At 76.3% G+C, this 16,010-nt stretch carries 15 protein-coding genes; 11 read left to right on the forward strand and 4 right to left on the reverse strand.

Annotated elements, in window-relative coordinates:
• Window positions 1-29: 29 nt before the first annotated feature.
• Window positions 30-1,502 (reverse strand): NAD-dependent succinate-semialdehyde dehydrogenase, encoded by a 1,473-nt coding sequence (locus KPL60_RS05235; protein ID WP_226357221.1) that lies wholly within the window; start codon window positions 1,500-1,502, stop codon window positions 30-32.
• A gap of 64 nt (window positions 1,503-1,566) precedes the next feature.
• Here KPL60_RS05235 and KPL60_RS05240 point away from each other — a divergent pair, with 64 nt between their 5' ends.
• Both KPL60_RS05240 and KPL60_RS05245 read left to right on the forward strand, forming a co-directional pair.
• Window positions 1,567-2,766 carry an acyl-CoA dehydrogenase family protein gene (locus tag KPL60_RS05240; protein WP_226366032.1) on the forward strand — a complete coding sequence of 400 codons (1,200 nt, stop codon included), beginning with the start codon at window positions 1,567-1,569 and terminating at the stop codon, window positions 2,764-2,766.
• Window positions 2,766-3,827 (forward strand): acyl-CoA dehydrogenase family protein, encoded by a 1,062-nt coding sequence (locus tag KPL60_RS05245; RefSeq protein WP_226365087.1) that lies wholly within the window; start codon window positions 2,766-2,768, stop codon window positions 3,825-3,827. The genes KPL60_RS05240 and KPL60_RS05245 overlap by 1 nt, the downstream gene beginning before the upstream one ends.
• A gap of 78 nt (window positions 3,828-3,905) precedes the next feature.
• Here KPL60_RS05245 and KPL60_RS05250 read toward each other — a convergent pair whose 3' ends face one another.
• A complete protein-coding gene (locus tag KPL60_RS05250) occupies window positions 3,906-4,364 on the reverse strand; it encodes a pyridoxamine 5'-phosphate oxidase family protein (protein WP_062395201.1) in 459 nt (152 codons plus the stop codon).
• Window positions 4,365-4,435: 71 nt separating this feature from the next.
• Between KPL60_RS05250 and KPL60_RS05255 the strand changes: the two genes are divergently transcribed.
• The 9 genes from KPL60_RS05255 (at window position 4,436) to KPL60_RS05295 (ending at window position 14,092) form a co-directional block, all read left to right on the forward strand.
• Window positions 4,436-5,593, forward strand: coding sequence for a type III PLP-dependent enzyme (locus KPL60_RS05255; protein ID WP_255655481.1), 1,158 nt, complete (start codon window positions 4,436-4,438; stop codon window positions 5,591-5,593).
• An 11-nt stretch (window positions 5,594-5,604) separates the two neighbouring features.
• Window positions 5,605-6,921 (forward strand): adenosylmethionine decarboxylase, encoded by a 1,317-nt coding sequence (gene speD, locus KPL60_RS05260; RefSeq protein ID WP_226357217.1) that lies wholly within the window; start codon window positions 5,605-5,607, stop codon window positions 6,919-6,921.
• A 193-nt stretch (window positions 6,922-7,114) separates the two neighbouring features.
• Window positions 7,115-8,098 carry an SGNH/GDSL hydrolase family protein gene (locus KPL60_RS05265; protein ID WP_226357216.1) on the forward strand — a complete coding sequence of 328 codons (984 nt, stop codon included), beginning with the start codon at window positions 7,115-7,117 and terminating at the stop codon, window positions 8,096-8,098.
• A gap of 41 nt (window positions 8,099-8,139) precedes the next feature.
• Window positions 8,140-10,467, forward strand: coding sequence for an FUSC family protein (locus KPL60_RS34505; RefSeq protein ID WP_226365089.1), 2,328 nt, complete (start codon window positions 8,140-8,142; stop codon window positions 10,465-10,467).
• Window positions 10,468-10,477: 10 nt separating this feature from the next.
• Complete coding sequence (locus tag KPL60_RS05275) at window positions 10,478-11,218, forward strand: enoyl-CoA hydratase (RefSeq protein WP_226365090.1); 741 nt, start codon at window positions 10,478-10,480, stop codon at window positions 11,216-11,218.
• Window positions 11,219-11,409: 191 nt separating this feature from the next.
• Window positions 11,410-11,919, forward strand: a complete 510-nt coding sequence (locus tag KPL60_RS05280; protein WP_226365091.1) for a L,D-transpeptidase — start codon at window positions 11,410-11,412, stop codon at window positions 11,917-11,919.
• Between the two features lie 73 nt (window positions 11,920-11,992).
• Window positions 11,993-12,334, forward strand: coding sequence for a BlaI/MecI/CopY family transcriptional regulator (locus tag KPL60_RS05285; RefSeq protein WP_100880464.1), 342 nt, complete (start codon window positions 11,993-11,995; stop codon window positions 12,332-12,334).
• Window positions 12,335-12,413: 79 nt separating this feature from the next.
• The gene (locus KPL60_RS05290) at window positions 12,414-13,319 is read left to right on the forward strand and encodes a M56 family metallopeptidase (RefSeq protein ID WP_226365092.1); all 906 of its coding nucleotides are present in this window, start codon (window positions 12,414-12,416) and stop codon (window positions 13,317-13,319) included.
• Entirely contained in the window at window positions 13,316-14,092 is a 777-nt protein-coding gene (locus KPL60_RS05295) for a hypothetical protein (protein ID WP_226365093.1), read from the forward strand. The genes KPL60_RS05290 and KPL60_RS05295 overlap by 4 nt, the downstream gene beginning before the upstream one ends.
• Window positions 14,093-14,094: 2 nt before the next feature.
• Here KPL60_RS05295 and KPL60_RS05300 read toward each other — a convergent pair whose 3' ends face one another.
• Both KPL60_RS05300 and KPL60_RS05305 read right to left on the reverse strand, forming a co-directional pair.
• Window positions 14,095-15,270, reverse strand: a complete 1,176-nt coding sequence (locus tag KPL60_RS05300; protein ID WP_226357210.1) for an oxygenase MpaB family protein — start codon at window positions 15,268-15,270, stop codon at window positions 14,095-14,097.
• The gene (locus KPL60_RS05305) at window positions 15,267-15,917 is read right to left on the reverse strand and encodes a TetR/AcrR family transcriptional regulator (protein ID WP_226357209.1); all 651 of its coding nucleotides are present in this window, start codon (window positions 15,915-15,917) and stop codon (window positions 15,267-15,269) included. Before KPL60_RS05305 ends, KPL60_RS05300 begins: the two co-directional genes overlap by 4 nt.
• Window positions 15,918-16,010: the final 93 nt, after the last annotated feature.

The raw sequence follows: 16,010 nt of genomic DNA on the forward strand, positions 1-16,010 counted from the left end.
GGCACCGGGGCCCTCGGTCGTGCGTGGGGTCAGCCGCTGTAGCCGATGGCCACGTACTTGGTCTCCAGGAACTCGTCGATGCCGACGTTGCCGCCCTCGCGGCCCAGTCCGGACTCCTTGACGCCGCCGAACGGGGCGGCCGGGTTCGACACCAGACCGGTGTTGAGCCCGATCATGCCGCTGTCGAGGTTCTCGGCGATGTGCAGCGCCCGGTTCAGGTCGCGTGTGTAGACGTAGTTGACCAGGCCGAACTCGGTCGCGTTGGCCGCGGCCAGCGCGTCGTCGGCGCTGTCGACGACGGTGATCGGCGCGACCGGGCCGAAGATCTCCTCGTGGTTGAGCCGGGAGTTCACCGGCACGTCGGTGAGCACGGTCGGCGGGTAGAAGTAGCCCGGCCCGTCCTGGGCCTTCCCGCCGATCGCGACCGAGGCGCCGGCGGCGACGGCGTCGGCGACCAGGTCGGTCACCTTGTCCAGGCCCTTGGCGTCGATCAGCGGGCCGACGTTCACGCCCTCCTCGGTGCCGCGGCCGACCTTGAGCGCGCCCATCCGCTCGGCGAGCTTCGCGGTGAACTCCTCGGCGACGCCGCGCTGGACGTAGAACCGGTTCGCGGCGGTGCAGGCCTCGCCCATGTTCCGCATCTTGGCGATCATGGCGCCCTCGACGGCGGCGTCGACGTCGGCGTCGTCGAGCACGATGAACGAGGCGTTGCCGCCCAGCTCCAGCGACGAGCGCATGACCTTGTCCGAGGCCTGGGACAGCAGCAGCTTCCCGACCGGGGTGGACCCGGTGAACGACATCTTGCGGGCGCGGCCGTCGCGCAGGATCGGCTCCATCACCGCGCCGGCGTCGGTGGCGTTGATGACGTTCAGGGCGCCGTCGGGCAGGCCGGCGTCGGCCAGCACCTGCGCGAACGCGAGCATGGTCAGCGGCGTCTGCGGCGCGGGCTTGATCACCGACGCACAGCCGGCGGCGACCGCCGGGGCGATCTTGCGGGTGCCCATGGCCAGCGGGAAGTTCCACGGGGTCACGAACACGCAGACCCCGACGGGCTGGCGGATGGTGAGGAAGCGGGTCTGGCCGTTCGGGGCGACCTGGTAGCCGCCGTCGATGCGCACGGCCTCCTCGGAGAACCAGCGCAGGAACTCCGAGGCGTAGACGACCTCGCCCTTGGCCTCGGCGAAGGGCTTGCCCATCTCCAGGGTCATGAGCAGGGCCAGGTCGTCGATCCGCTCGTGGAGCAGGTCGTAGGCGCGGCGCAGGATCTCGCTGCGCTCCCGCGGCGCCATCGCGGCGATCGTGGGCTGCGCGGCGTGCGCGGCGGCGAGGGCGTCCATGCCGTCGGCGGGGGAGGCGTCGGCGACCTCGGTCAGCACCTCTCCGGTGGCCGGGTCCTCCACCTTCGCGGTCGCGCCGTTCTCCGCCTGCCGCCACTGGCCGCCGATGAACAGGCCGGTGGGGACGGCATCCAGCACCCTGCGCTCGTCAGCATTGGTGGTCATGCCCGGAACGTACCCCGGTGAGTCGGCCCATAGACACCGGCGGCGCCGGCGGGGCTGGGTCATGATGAGGCCCGTGGCAGCGACATCGACACCGGCAGCGGCCCTGCCCGAGCTCGTGCCCGACCCGGTCGAGCTCCCCGCCGGGCTGGCGGACCTGCGGGCCGAGGTCCGGTCCTTCCTCGACGACGAGCGCGGCGCCGCCCGCTGGACCCCGCGCGCGGACGTGTGGCTCTCCGGCTGGGACGAGTCGTTCTCCCGCAGGCTGGGGGAGCGCGGCTGGCTCGGGATGACCATCCCCACCGAGTACGGCGGGCACGGCCGGACCGCGCTGGAGCGCTACGTCGTCACCGAGGAGCTGCTCGCCGCGGGCGCCCCGGTGGCCGCGCACTGGATCGCCGACCGCCAGATCGGGCCGTCGCTGCTGCGCCACGGCACCGAGGAGCAGCGTCGCGCGTTCCTGCCCGGGATAGCCCGCGGCGAGGTGTACTTCGGCATCGGCATGTCCGAACCGGACTCCGGCTCCGACCTGGCGTCGGTGCGGACCCGGGCGACCCGCGTCGACGGCGGGTGGCGGCTGTCGGGCACCAAGGTGTGGACCTCCGGGGCGCACCACGCGCACGCGTTCTTCGCGCTGGTGCGCACCGAGCCGCGCGACGACACGAACCGGCACGCGGGGCTGTCCCAGTTCCTGGTGGAGCTGGACTCGCCCGGGGTGGAGATCCGCCCGATCCCGCTGCTCACCGGGGCGCACCACTTCAACGAGGTCCGCTTCGACGACGTGTTCATCCCCGACGCGCGGGTCTTCGGCGAGCTGGGCAACGGCTGGGCCCAGGTCACCGGCGAGCTCGCGTTCGAGCGGTCCGGACCGGAGCGGTTCCTGTCGACCTACCCGCTGCTGGCGTCGCTGGTCGGCGAGCTCGCCGGGGCGGGCCGCGCCGACGCCGGCACCCGTCGTCGCGTGGGGTCGCTGGTGTCGCGGCTGTGGACGCTGCGGGCCATGTCGCTGGCCGTCGCCGGGGCGCTGGAGTCCGGCCGGGCCCCCGAGCTGGCCGCGGCCCTGGTCAAGGACCTCGGCACCCGCTACGAGAACGAGATCGTCGACGCCGCCCGGCTGCTGGTCGACATCCCGCCGGACCCCGGCGCGGAGTCCGGGTTCGCCCGGCTGCTCGCCGACGCCGTGCTGCACGCGCCCGGGTTCACCCTGCGCGGCGGCACCAACGAGGTCCTGCGCGGCATCGTCGCGCGGGGGATGGGACTGCGCTGATGGCCCGCAACAGCGACCTGGCCGACCTGGCCGCCTCGATCCTCGCCGCCGGGTCCGACGACCGCGACGGGACCGGCCTGGACACCGCGGCCTGGAAGGCGTGCGCCGGGGCCGGGCTGACCTCGCTGACCGACCCGGACACCGGCGGCACCCTCGACGACGCCGCCGTGCTGCTGGAGGTCGCCGGTGCCGACGCGGCCCGCCTGCCGCTGGCCGAGACCGACCTGCTCGCCGGGTGGCTGGCCCGCGCCGCCGGGCTCGCCGTGCCGGACGGGCCGCTGGCCGCCGTCGTCACCGACGCGACCGGCGGGGACCGCCCGGCCGGGACTGCCGGGGGCACGGTGACCGGCAGCGGCGGCAGGGCCGGCACGGTGTCGGCGACGCTGACCCGGGTGCCGTGGGGGCGTTCGCTGGCCGCGGTCGTCGTCCTCGACGGCGACCGGGTGCTCGTGCTCGACACGGGCGCGGCGGCGGTCACCGAAGGCGCCAACCTCGCCGAGGAGCCCCGCGACGGCCTCACCCTCGACGGCGTCACGCCCCTGGCCACCGGCACCGCCCCCGCCGGGGCGGCCGCGGAGCTGACCCTGCGGGCGGCGCTGGCGCGGTCGCTGCTGCTCGCCGGCGCGGCCCGCGGCGCACTGGCCCGCTCGGTCGCCTACGCCGGGGAGCGCACCCAGTTCGGTCGTCCCATCGGCCGCTTCCAGGCCGTGCAGCAGATGCTCGCCGAGGCGGGCGCCGAGGTCGCGGCCGCCGCCGCCGCCTCCGCCGCCGCGACCTCGACCGCGCGGCGCGCGGGGTTCGCCGCCCCGGAGACCGCGTTCGCCGTCGCCGCGGCGAAGGCCCGCTGCTCGGAGGCGGCGACGGCCGTCGCGCGGATCGCCCACCAGGTGCACGGGGCGATCGGGTTCACCCGCGAGCACGCGCTGCGACTGGTCACGACCCGGCTGTGGGCCTGGCGCGACGAGGACGGCGACGAGGCGTTCTGGAACGACCGGGTCGGGGCGGCGGCGCTGGACGCGGGCGCCGACGGGCTCTGGCCGCTGGTGACCGGGCGGCCCTGAACCCGGCCCGAACCCGGTGATCGCCACGGGTGAGGGGATCGGTGCCACATCCGGCACCGGGCCCCTCACGCCCGGCGATCACATCTTCCGGAAGTCCCAGCTGGTGATCTTCTCCGGGCGCAGCCGCAGCCACGCGTGCCGTCCGTCGATCACGACCTGGTCGCCGGTGTAGCGCGCGGCGAAGGCCTGCTCGACCCGCTCCAGCTCCGGGTTCGGCTCGCCGGTGCGGGGCACCTCGCCGACGACCTCGACCGAGCCGCGCAGCTCGACCCCGCGCAGCTCGGTGTAGTCGTGCCCGGCGTCGACGACGACGGCGATCCGCGGGTCGCGCTGCAGGTCCGCCCAGCGCTGCGAGCGCGAGAGCGAGGTCAGCCAGAGCGCCTCGCCGTCCCAGAGGTACCAGAGCGGGGTGGCGTGCGGGCCGTTCACGCCGTTGGTGGCGACCCGGCAGGTGCGCTCGGCGTCGAGGAAGGCGGTGACCTCCTCCGGGGTCATCGCGATCTTCCGGGCGCGGCGCTGCGGCTTCGGTGCGGTCATGGTCCGAACCTAGATCAGACCCCGGCCGGTGCGGGTGGTGCGGCCGGGGAGAGCATCACCACGTGCACGACCTGAGCCCCGGCCTGGAGCAGCTTCTCGCCATCGACCGTCCCACGCCGTACCTGGCGCTGGACCCCGCCGTCGCCGGGGAGCGCTACCGCGCGCTGGCCGCCGCGTTCGGTGACGCCCGCATCCTCTACGCCGTCAAGGCCTGCCCGGAGCCCGCCGTGCTGCGCGCCCTCGTCGCGGCCGGAGCGGGGTTCGACGTCGCCTCCCAGGCCGAGATCGACCTGTGCCTGGCCGCCGGTGCGGACCCGGCGACGCTGCAGCACGGGAACCCGGTGCGTGGCCCCGGTGCCGCCGCCCGGGCCGCCCGCGACGGCGTCACCCGGTTCGTCACCGACAGCGCCGAGGACGTCGACGCCCTCGCCGCCGAGGTCCCCGGCGCGCGGGTGCAGGTCCGGCTCTCGGTCGACGACACCGGCTCGGCGACGCCGTTCCACGGCAAGTTCGGGGCGCCGCCCGACGCCGCCGTCGCGCTGCTGCGCCGGGTCGCCGACCGCGGCCTGGTCGCGGCCGGGGTCACCTTCCACGCGGGCTCCCAGCAGACCCGCCCCGCCACCTACGCCGGGGCCGTCGCGCTCGCGCTGGCGGCCGCCGGGCGGGCCGGGCTGCGCCGTCCCGAGCTCGACCTGGGCGGCGGCTGGCCGGTGGCCTACCGCGCCGGCGTCGCCCCCGCGCAGGACTACGCCGCGGCCGTGCGCACCGCGGTGGCCACGGCCGTCGACGCCGGGCACGTGGACGGCGCGACGCTGCTGTTGGAGCCGGGCCGTGCGCTGGTCGCCCCGGCCGGGGTGCTGCGCGCCCGGGTCCTGCGCGTGTCCCGCCGCCCGGGCGTCGACCACCGCCGCTGGGTGTACCTCGACGTCGGCCGCTACCAGGGCCTCGCCGAGACCGAGGGCGAGGCGATCGCCTACCCGCTGCGCGTGCCCGGGCGCACCGGGCCGTGCGGACCGGTCGTCGTCGCGGGCCCCACCTGCGACGGCGACGACGTCCTCTACCGCCGCACCCCGGTCGCGCTGCCGCTGGACCTGGCCGCGGGCGACGTCGTCGACCTGATCGGGGCCGGCGCCTACACCTCGAGCTACGCCTCGGTGGGGTTCAACGGGTTCGGACCGCTCGAGGTGATCGTCGCGGGGGAGGGGGCGTCGCTCCCACATCCCGGTTAACGTGTCCGGACGTGTCATCCTCCACCTCGCCGATCATGTCCGTGCCCGCCGCCGCGGCCGGAGAACTGCATCCGGCCGTCGGGCTCGGGACGGGCGCACCCGCGCTGCCCAGCACGTCGTCACCGGTCGGCAGACACGTCCTGGCCGAGCTCGGCGGCATCGCCCCCGAGATCCTCGACGACTGCGAACGCCTGCGCAGCGACCTGACCGCCGCGCTGACCGAGGCCGGGGCCCAGGTCCGCCAGGTGGTCGTCGAGCGGTTCGAGCCGCAGGGGGCGACCGTCGTCGCGGTCCTGGCCGAGTCGCACGCCTCGATCCACACCTGGCCCGAGCACGGCGGCATGCACGTCGACGTGTTCACCTGCGGCGAGAGCGCCGACCCGGTCGACGCCGTGCGCCGCCTCGCCGACCGCGTCGGTGCGACCGACACCGCGCTGCAGGTCGTCGCCCGCGGCGGCGCCCCGCGCACGGTCACCGAGCCCATCTCGCCCGGCCTGACCCGGCGCTGGGACCTCGGCCGGGTCCACCACGTCGCGCACACCGGGTTCCAGCACGTCGTCGTCGCCGACACCGCGCACGGCGTCACCCTGTTCTGCGACGACGAGCGCCAGTCCACCGAGCACACCCAGCTCACCTACCACGAGGCGCTGGTGTGGCCGGGTGCGCTGCTGGCCCGCGAGCTGGACCGGGTGCTGATCGTCGGCTCCTCGGAGGGTGTCGCGTCGGAGATGGCGGTCGCGGCCGGTGCGAGCCGGGTCGACCACGTCGACATCGACGCCGAGGCCGTCCGGATCTGCGCCGAGCACCTGCCCTACGGCTACACCCCCGAGTCCCTCGCCGCGGCCGAGCGCGGCGACGGCCCGGTGCACCTGACCTACGGCGACGGGCGGCAGTTCGTCCTGGACTCCGACGAGCACTGGGACCTGGTGGTCGTCGACCTGCCCGACGAGCGCCCCGACGAGCCCGACGCCCAGATCAACCGGCTCTACGAGGAGGACTTCGTCCGCGCCTGCGCGCAGCGGCTCACCCCCGGCGGGGTCCTGGTGTTCCAGGCCGGCAGCCCGGCGGTGTGGCGGGACGCGACGCTGCGCTCGGCCTGGCAGCGCTTCGCCGCGGTGTTCGGCGAGACCGGCGGGCGCGGGGTCTACATCGGCTGCGAGGAGCACGAGTGGGCCTTCCTCGCCGGTGTCCGCGAGCCGATGGACGACCCCGGCGCGGTCGCCGCCGGGCGGCTCGCGTCGATGCCGTCGCAGCCGGAGCTCTGGGACGCGACCGCGCTGCGGCACCGCCTGGTGGCGCCGCTGTCGCTGCGCAGGCTCACCGACTGAGCGAGCCCCGCCCACGGTGCGTGACGGGCCGGGTCCTACCCGGCCCGTCACGTGCGCCGAACGGGGCGTAACCGGTCGGCGACGATGATCGTTGGTCGGACAGGACCGGCGTGCCCACGCCGGCGACGTCCGACCGGAGGTCCGAGAGCCCGTGCGCCGTCCCCGTCCGTCCCGGTGGCTCGCCGTGGCGACCATGACCCTGCTGAGCTCGGCGGGGATGAGCGCCCTCGCGCCCGCGCAGGCGGAGGCGCCGACCACGTTCGCCGAGACCACGCTGTCCGCGCGCAACCTCGACACCGCCCCGGTCGGGCGCTTCGTCGCCCTGGGCGACTCCTACGCCGCGGGCCCGCTGGTCCCGGTGCAGCAGGGCACGCCGTCCGGGTGCCTGCGCTCCAACCAGAACTACCCGTCGGTGCTCGCCCGCTCGGCCGGCATCGGCCGCTTCACCGACGTGTCCTGCAGCGGCGCGACGACCGAGGACATGACGGCTCCCCAGCAGGTCCAGGCCGGCCCGAACCCGCCGCAGCTCGACGCCCTCGACGGCTCCGAGTCGCTGGTCACCCTGACCATCGGCGGCAACGACATCGGCTTCTCCGGGATCATCACCGAGTGCGTGCGCCGCTCCTCGGCGAACCTGTTCGGCGCGGCCTGCAAGGACTTCTACACCGCGGGCGGCACCGACCAGCTCGCCGAGCGGATCGACGGCACCGAGTCCAAGGTGTCCGACGTGCTGGCGAAGATCCGCGACCGGTCGCCGGCCGCGCGGGTCGCCGTCGTCGGGTACCCGTCGATCCTCCCGGACACCGGTCCCGGCTGCTACCCGGTCATCCCGTTCAGCCCGGGCGACACCGCCTACCTGCGCGAGACCGAGAAGAAGCTCAACGCGATGCTGGCCGACGCCGCCCGCGACGCCGGTGTCGACTACGTCGACACCTACACCCCGACCATCGGCCACGACGCCTGCACGCTGCCCGGCGTGAAGTGGGTCGAGGGCCTGGTCCCGACCTCGCCCGCCGCGCCGGTGCACCCCAACGCCCAGGGCATGCGCGCGATGGCCGCGGCCGCCGGTGACGTGCTCGGCATCCGGGTCGCCCGGCCCACCTCGCAGCCGGTCCCGGGGGCGACCAACCCGGTGCCGACCGCGTCGCTGCCGCCGCAGGCCCGCACCGCGAACTGAGGCAGGGACCTCCGGGCCGCGGTGCGTGTCAGACTCGCACCGTGACGGGGACGGTCGAGCGGGGACGACGCCTGCCGGTGCCGGCCCGGTGGGACGAGCTGCGGACGTGGGCGGCCGCGGTCGACCCGGGCCACACCCGGCTGCACCTGGCCTCGGTCGCGACCGCGGCGATGCTGCTGGCCGCGGTCGCCGCGAGCGTGCTGCGCGCCCTGACCGGGCAGCCGATCACGATCGTGCTGTTCTCCGTGGTGCTGGCGATGATCAGCAACCTGGCGGTGAACGAGAACGACCTGCGACGGCGGCGCGTCACCACCGCCCTGATGGTCCTGCCCGCCGCGGCGTCGGCGACGGTGTCCGCGCTGCTGGCGACGAACCGGGTCGCGGCCGACGTCGTGTTCGTCCTGGTCATGATGGTCGCCGTCGCGGTCCGGCGGTACGGGCCGCGCGGGGTCGCGCTCGGGATGGCGGCGTTCATGCCGTTCTTCTTCGTGCAGTTCCTGCACGCCGGTCCCGGCGAGCTGCCGTACCTGCTGGCCGGGGCGGTGATCGGCATCGGCAGCACCTTCCTGCTGCGCTGCCTGGTGTTCACCCGCCGCTCCGAGGCCGTGCTGGACGCGCTGTTCCGCGCGTTCGAGGCGCGGCTGCACGCGCTGCTGCTCACCGCGGTCGAGGCGGTGGAGACCACCGCCGGTGAGCCCGACCTCGACCCGCTGGTGCGCGCCCAGGCCCGGCTCAACGAGACCGCGCTGCTGGTGACCGACCGGCTGGACGACACCGACGACGGCCCCGACGCCGCGGCCGGTCCCGTCGCGGGCCTGCGGCAGTGGATCATCGACTCCGAGCTCGCCGCCGAACGGGTCGCCATGTCGGTCCGCCGGTCGGTCGAGCACCACGACCCGATCCCCGACGACGACCGCGCCGAGCTGGCCGAGGGGCTGCGGGCCCTCGCCGCGGCCACCGCCGTCGGGACGCCCGGCGCGATCGCCGCCCGCCTCTACGACGGCGCACGGTCCGCCGTCGCCGGCATCGTGGACCGGCCGGCCGGGGTCGGGCCCGCCGCGCGCGAGCAGCGCATCGGGTTCGCCGTGGTCCGGCTCGCCGACGCGATGCAGACCACCGTCGAGCAGGCCCGCCTGCGGATCGCCGAGCACCATGACACCGACCGGGAGACCGCGGGCGGCGACCCGGCACCCGAGCCCGTCCCCGAGCAGGTGGAGCCGCCGGCGGGCCGGGACCGGTTCGGCGGGCTCGCGCTGCACACCCGCCAGGCCGTGCAGGTCGGCGTCGCCACCAGCCTCGCGATCGTCGTCGGCGAGCTGATCTCCCCGGCCCGCTGGTACTGGGCGGTGATCGCCGCGTTCGTGGTGTTCGCCGGCACCGCCAGCCGCGGCGACGTCCTGAGCCGCGGCTGGGCCCGCGCGGTGGGCACCGCGGGTGGGGTCGTGGCCGGGATGCTCCTGGCGCTGCTGGTGGGCGGCAACGTCGTCGCCAGCCTCGCGCTGCTGTTCGTCTGCGTGTTCCTCGCCCTGTACCTGGTGCGGATCTCGCAGGCGATGATGGCGTTCTGGATCACCGCGGTGCTGGCCCTGCTCTACGGCGTGATCGGCCAGTTCAGCGTGCAGACCCTGGTGCTGCGGGTCGAGGAGACCGTCGTCGGCGGCGCGCTGGGCATGCTCGCCGCCTACCTGATCCTGCCCACCCGCTCGCGCACGGCCTTCGCCGAGGCCCTCGACGACGCCCTCACCGCCGTCGACGTCTCCCTGCGCACCTCGGTCGACGCGGCGCTGGGCCGCCCCGGCGCCGGTGACCCGCTGGAGAAGGCCCGCGCCGTCGACACCGCGGTGGCCACCGTGCGGACCCGCGCGGTGCCGCTGCAGCACCCCGTCGCCCGCAGGCCGCTGCGTCGCGGGGTGCACCACACGGTGCGGGTCGTCGGGGCCGTCGACCACTACACCCGCCAGCTCGCCGCCCAGGCCGCGACCGCGTCGGTGCCCGGCTGGGCCGCGACCCTGGAGCCCGCGGCGGAGCGGGTCCGCGCCGACCTCGACGGCCTGCGCCGCATCCTCGACGACGGCTGGGGCCCCGCCGACCGGCGCGAGCACCCGAGTGGCGCGGGCCCCGCCGACTACGGCGTCGGCTCCGCGGAGGAGCTGCTCGACGCCGCCGAGGCGGACGCGGCGTCGCGGACCGCCGCCGGTGCCGGGACCGAGCGGACGCGCCGGCTGGCCGCGGCGCGGCTGCTGCGCCGGATCGACCAGCTCGCCGTCGGGCTGGCCCGGGAGCTGTGCGGACAGACCTGGAGCGAGCCCGCCCCCGCCGGGCGCGGCGCCGGTCACGCGGACGGGTCCGGGGCCGCGGCCGCGGGTTAGGGTCCGGCCCGTGATCTCCGTGAGTACCCACGACGACGTCGGTCTGATCGAGCTGAACCGCCCTGAGCGTCGCAACGCCCTGGACATCGCGACCTGCCGCCAGCTGGTCGACGCCGCGGCCGAGGTCCGCGCGGCCGGCGCACGGGCGGTGGTCGTCGCCGGGAACGGGCCGGCGTTCTGCTCCGGCGCCGACTTCGGCGAGGTCTACACCGACGAGTTCCTCGACGCGCTCTACACCGGGCTGCACGCGGTCGCCGACCTGCCGATGCCGACCGTCGCCGCGGTGACCGGGCCCGCGATCGGCGGCGGGCTGCAGCTGGCCCTGGCCTGCGACCTGCGGGTCGCCGCCCCGGAGGCGGTGTTCGGGCTGCCGACCGCGCGGCTCGGGCTGGCCGTGGACCCGTGGACGATCGAGCGCCTGGTGCAGATCGCCGGCGGCGGCACGGCCCGCAGCCTGCTGCTGGCCTGCGCCACCGTCGACGCCACCACCGCGCACGCCCGCGGCCTCGCCGACACCCTCGGCGACCGCGACGCCGCGCTCGCCCTGGCCCGCGACATCGCCACCATGGCCCCGCTGACCCTGGCCTACAACAAGCGCTCGGTGGACGCGTTCGGCCGCGGCGGGCACACCGACCCGGCCGTCGTCGACGGGCTGACCGCGGACTTCCGCGGCTGCTGGGCCGCCGAGGACATCGCCGAGGGCCGCGCCGCCCGCACCGAGAAGCGCACCCCGGTGTTCCGGGGCCGCTGACCGGAGTACTGGACGCCGCAACGACCGTCCGGCGCACCCCGGCAACCGTCGATCGGCGGTATGCGATACACCCGTTCAGCCCAAGATCATGTTGGGCTACGGTCCGGAACCGACCGGCTGCGCAGCGCGTCCGGTCGGTCCGGGCGGGCCGAGGACGTCGAGCCCGCCGGGCCCGGCGGAGGGGCGGACGGATGCGGGCACGGGGACGGAGCCGGACCGCCGGGCTCCTCGCGGTGGGCGTCGCCCTGACCGGCGCCCTGACCGCCGGGCTCGTGGCGGGCCCCGCCCTGGCCGAGCCGTCGGAGCAGCCCGACCCCACCGACCGGCAGGTCGCCACCGGCGAGCTCGTCCCGGGCACACCGTGCACGTCCTCGGCGCGGGCCTGCGTGGATCTGGAGAGCCGCTCCACCTGGCTCGTCGACGCCGGTCAGGTCGTCGCCGGACCGGTCGCGATGCGCCCCGGCGACCCGGAGGCCCCGACGCCGACCGGCACCTTCGCCGTGCAGTGGAAGGCCGAGGAGTGGACCAGCCGGGAACGGCTGACCCAGATGCCGTGGTCGGTGTTCTTCGCCCAGGGCGGGATCGCCTTCCACCAGGGCGACCTCTCGACCCCCTCGGCCGGCTGCGTCAAGCTCGCCGAGGCCGACGCCCGCCAGTGGTTCGGCTACCTCCAGGTCGGCGACCAGGTGCAGATCCACTGACGACACGCCCGGTGTGAGCCATCTCCCGCAGGGGTTCTACGCGAGGTAGAAAGGTTCGCGAAGGATGACCTTCGTGACGAGTCTGGGCGAGTTGGAGCGGGCGGTCATGAACGTCCTCTGGGAGACCGACCGGGACATGACCGCCCGTGAGGTGCAGGACCAGCTCGCCGACCGCGACCTGGCCACGACGACCGTGCTCACCGTCCTCGGGCGGCTCGAGCGCAAGCAGCTGGTCCGGCGCATCCGCGACGGCCGCGCCCACCACTACCGCCCGGTGGCCAGCCGGGAGGACCACGTGGCCGAGCTGATGACCGACGCGCTCGACGACGCGTCCGACCGGGGTGCCGCCCTCGCGCGGTTCCTCGGTTCGATGTCGGAGGAGGAGCGGTCGCGGTTGCGTGACCTGCTCGGCTGAGCGCCGGACGGTCGAGGACCCTGTCCGGTCGCGGGGGTGATGCGGCGCCGCGCCGCGCGCTCCGCGACGATGTGACGCGATGCAGCTGACCGCGCTCGGACTCGGACTGCTCGGCGTACTGCTCGCCGAGCCGGTCAGCCGTGCCCTGGCCCGGGCGAGCTGGCCCGGCCGCGACCCCGTCGGCGCCCTGTTGCTGTGGCAGGCCGTCGGGCTCGGCGGCGGGATCTCGCTGTTCGGCGCGGGGCTGGCCTACGGGCTCTCCCCGATGGGGCACAGCCTGCCCTCGGCCGCCGCGGCGCTGTCGGAGTCGGTGTCGGCGGGTCGGTGGCCGGACCGGATGGACCCGCTGCACGTCGGGGCACTGCTGATCGCGGTCGGGGTGCTGCTGCGGCTGCTGTCGGTCCTGGTGATCACCACCGTGCGGACCCTGCGGGCCCGCCGCCGCCACCGCGACCTGCTCGACGTGCTCGCCACGCCCTGGCCCTACGCCTCCGGTACCCGCGTCCTGGACCATCCCGTCCCGGTCGCGTACTGCCTGCCCGGGCGCAGCTCCCGGCTGGTGGTGTCGGCGGGGGTGCTGGACGCGCTCGACACCGCCGGGGTCGTCGCCGTCCTCGCGCACGAGCGGGCGCACCTGCGTGAACGCCACGACCTGGTCGTGCTGCCCTTCGTGGCGTGGGGTGCGACGGCGCCGTTCGTGCGCGGCATGGTGCACGCCCAGCTCGCGGTCGCCCGGCTGATCGAGATGCGGGCCGACGACGTCGCCCGGAGGCTGTGCGACCCGACCGAGCTGGCGACCGCGCTCAAGGCCGTCGGCGGGTCCGCGCCGGCGGCGGCGCTGTCGTCGTTCACCGACGCGCTGGAGGCCCGGATCGACCGGATCACCTCCCCGCCCACGCCGCTGCCGGTGCTGGTGCGCTGGCTGGTCCGGCTGGTCGCCGTCGCGCTGGTCGCGGTGCCGGTGTGGCTGCTGGTCGCCCCGTGAGCACCCCGGTGCCCGGCGCGGTCCGTGCGTTCCCCGGGGCGGAGGCTCTGCTGCGGGTGCACGCGGCGTCGCTGCCCCAGCCCGACCAGCTGGCCGGGCCGTTCGTCGCCCGGCTGCTCGTGGCCGCGCTGTCGTCGCTGCCGGCACCGACCGTGGCCGCCTTCGCGCACGCGGCGGGCACCCGGGTGCGGGCCGGCGACGACGCGTCGTCGCGGCCGCCCGGGGCGCCGGCGGACGCCGACTACCTGCGGGGCCTGCCGGTCGCCGCGGACGACGGGCGGGCGGGCACCCCGGTGGCCGGTCTCGGTCGTGCGGTCGAGGAGTTCTCCGGGGAGTCGCTCGCCGCGGTCCCGGCCGCGGGGGACTGGACCGCCTCGCGCCTGACCGCGCTGCTCGACGCCGTCATCGCCGACGGCCCGGTCGGCGTGCTGGCCGCGCTGTGGACCGGGGAGCTGGTCGCCGCGGCCACCCCGGTCGCCGACCTCGACGCCGGGGCCCGGCCGGGGCCGGACTGGTCGGTCGCGCACGTCGTCGCGCTGTGGGGGCGCCGGGACGGGCCGGGCGGGCCGCTGCTCGCCGTCGCCGACACCTACCCGCAGCTCGGCTCGCCGGACCTCGGGCCGGGGCTGCACCTGCAGCCCGCCGACCGGGTCGCGGCCGCGCTGGGCCACGGCGGCCTGGTCCTGGTCGGGCCGGACCGGCGCCGCGACGCGCTGACCGCGGCCGTCGGGGCCGCCGGGCTGTCCGAGCGCTGGTGGGACGACCCGGCCTGACCTCAGGCGCCGTGCGTCTCGAACAGGGAGGGGCCGCCGCGGTCGTCGGCGAGCAGCGCCCGGGTGGCGGCGACGTTGCGGACCCGCGCGGCCTCCAGCGACGCCGGGCTGCGCCGGACCCACCGGCGCTGCACCGCGATCACCCGCCCCAGGACGGCGACGGCCACCTCCCAGCCGGGGCTGCGCCGCAGACCCAGCCCGGTGGTCACCGCGGCGCCGTGGAAGCGCCGGGCCAGCGCCTGCAGCAGGCGGCGCCCCTGCGGCACGGGCAGCCGCAGCGGCTGGACGAGCAGCGCGGCGACGGCCCCGATCAGCGCCCCGGCCAGCGCGCGTGACTCGGGGGCTGGCGGTCCGGTGACGGCGGTGACCAGCGCGTCGAGCTCCTCGGCGTCGGCGTGCGAGGTGACGTCGCGGACCAGCTCGGGGTCGATGCCGAGCTGGTGGGCCAGCAGCTGCCAGCAGGCGTAGACCTCGGTGGTCTCGGCGGGGGTGAGCCCGAACCCGATGGTCGCCTCGGCCCGCATCGAGACGAGGGTGAAGTCCAGCCAGGTCCGGACCAGGTCGACCTGGTTGACCGGGACGCCGTGCACGGCCTCGTCGAGGCCGCGCTCGCGGGCGAGTACGCGCATGTGGGCGTGCAGCACCCGGACCTGCAGGGTGCCGACGTAGCCGGGGCTGCCGGGGCGCATGCCGCCGGGCAGGGTGGCGGCGAGCAGCCAGGTGCCGGTCTCGGTCAGGCGGCGCTCGGCGGACTCCACCAGCCGTCCGGTGGTGCCGAGCAGCACTGCGATCGACGGGGAGCCGTAGGTGCGCAGCAGCGCCCCGGCCGACAGCGACAGGGTGTGCACCGCGGGGGGCGCGGTGAACATGGGCCGGACCCCGGTGTCGAGCATCGCGGGGTCGGTGCCCGCGGGCAGCGACTCGGCCGAGGTGAGCAGGGCCGCGAGGGCGGGGGAGGGATCGGTCAGCGAGGCGAGCCCGTCGCGGATGCCGCGCTGCAGCGCCGCGGTGAGCGCGCGGCCGCCCTCGCGGCCCGCGGCACGGATCTCGGCGACGACGGCGTCGGCGAGCGGGTCGCCCGCGGTCCGGGCGCGCAGCGCGAGGTCGGCCCGCCGGGGGCCGAAGCGGGCGGCGAGGGCGTCGCGGTCGGGCGCGCCGGGGGGTCGGGTGGCGGTCACGGGAACCGGTCCTCCTGGGTCTCGTGCGGGGTCTCGTGCGGGGTGGCGCGGTCGTCGTGGGTGGCGAGCCCGGCTCCGGCGAGCAGCCGGGCCATCCGGGCCCGCAGCTCGGGCTCGCCCGGCGGGACGGGGGCGAACGCGGCCAGCGCGGACAGCCCGAAGACCCCGGCGAACAGCTCGCGGGCCCGTTCCCGGTTCCCGACGTGGTCCTGGATGAGGTCGACCAGCGCCGCGTCGGGCTCCGCGGCGGCCGGGCCGGTGGCGGTGCCGCCGTGGCCCCGGGCGACGCGGACGCGCAGCTCCAGCATGGTCAGGAACACCGGCCGGCGGGGGCCGAGCAGGTCGACCAGGTAGGCGGTGCAGGCGTCGAGCAGGGTCAGGTCACCGGAGCGGGCCCGCCGGGTCAGCTCGCCCAGCCGTGCGACGGCGTCGTGCTCCAGCTCGGCGGCGACCGCCTCCAGCAGCGCGTCGACGGTGCCGAAGTGGTAGGTCGCCGACGCGGCCGAGGCGCCGGCGCGGTCGGCGACCTGGCGCAGGGTGAGCCGGTCGAAGCCGTGCGCGGTGACGACGTCGACGGCGGCCCGCACCAGCGCGCGACGGGTGTCGGCGCCGCGTCGTCGTCGCCCGTCGGGGGTGGGGTCGGCCATACCCGACAAACTATCTGTACAACCAGACAGATTCCAGTCCGGTCCGCGGAACGCGGTTCCGCGACGACGCGCTGCACCCCGGAACCGGGCGTA

Origin of the sequence: Pseudonocardia sp. ICBG162 (genome assembly GCF_020496225.1) — a bacterium.
Lineage (GTDB): Bacteria > Actinomycetota > Actinomycetes > Mycobacteriales > Pseudonocardiaceae > Pseudonocardia > Pseudonocardia alni.

Coding starts and splice junctions, on each gene's coding strand:
- KPL60_RS05235 (WP_226357221.1), bottom strand. CDS start 1,502: ATGACCACCAATGCTGACGAGCGCAGGGTGCTGGATGCCGTCCCCACC.
- KPL60_RS05240 (WP_226366032.1), top strand. CDS start 1,567: ATGAGGCCCGTGGCAGCGACATCGACACCGGCAGCGGCCCTGCCCGAG.
- KPL60_RS05245 (WP_226365087.1), top strand. CDS start 2,766: ATGGCCCGCAACAGCGACCTGGCCGACCTGGCCGCCTCGATCCTCGCC.
- KPL60_RS05250 (WP_062395201.1), bottom strand. CDS start 4,364: ATGACCGCACCGAAGCCGCAGCGCCGCGCCCGGAAGATCGCGATGACC.
- KPL60_RS05265 (WP_226357216.1), top strand. CDS start 7,115: ATGACCCTGCTGAGCTCGGCGGGGATGAGCGCCCTCGCGCCCGCGCAG.
- KPL60_RS05280 (WP_226365091.1), top strand. CDS start 11,410: ATGCGGGCACGGGGACGGAGCCGGACCGCCGGGCTCCTCGCGGTGGGC.
- KPL60_RS05290 (WP_226365092.1), top strand. CDS start 12,414: ATGCAGCTGACCGCGCTCGGACTCGGACTGCTCGGCGTACTGCTCGCC.
- KPL60_RS05305 (WP_226357209.1), bottom strand. CDS start 15,917: ATGGCCGACCCCACCCCCGACGGGCGACGACGACGCGGCGCCGACACC.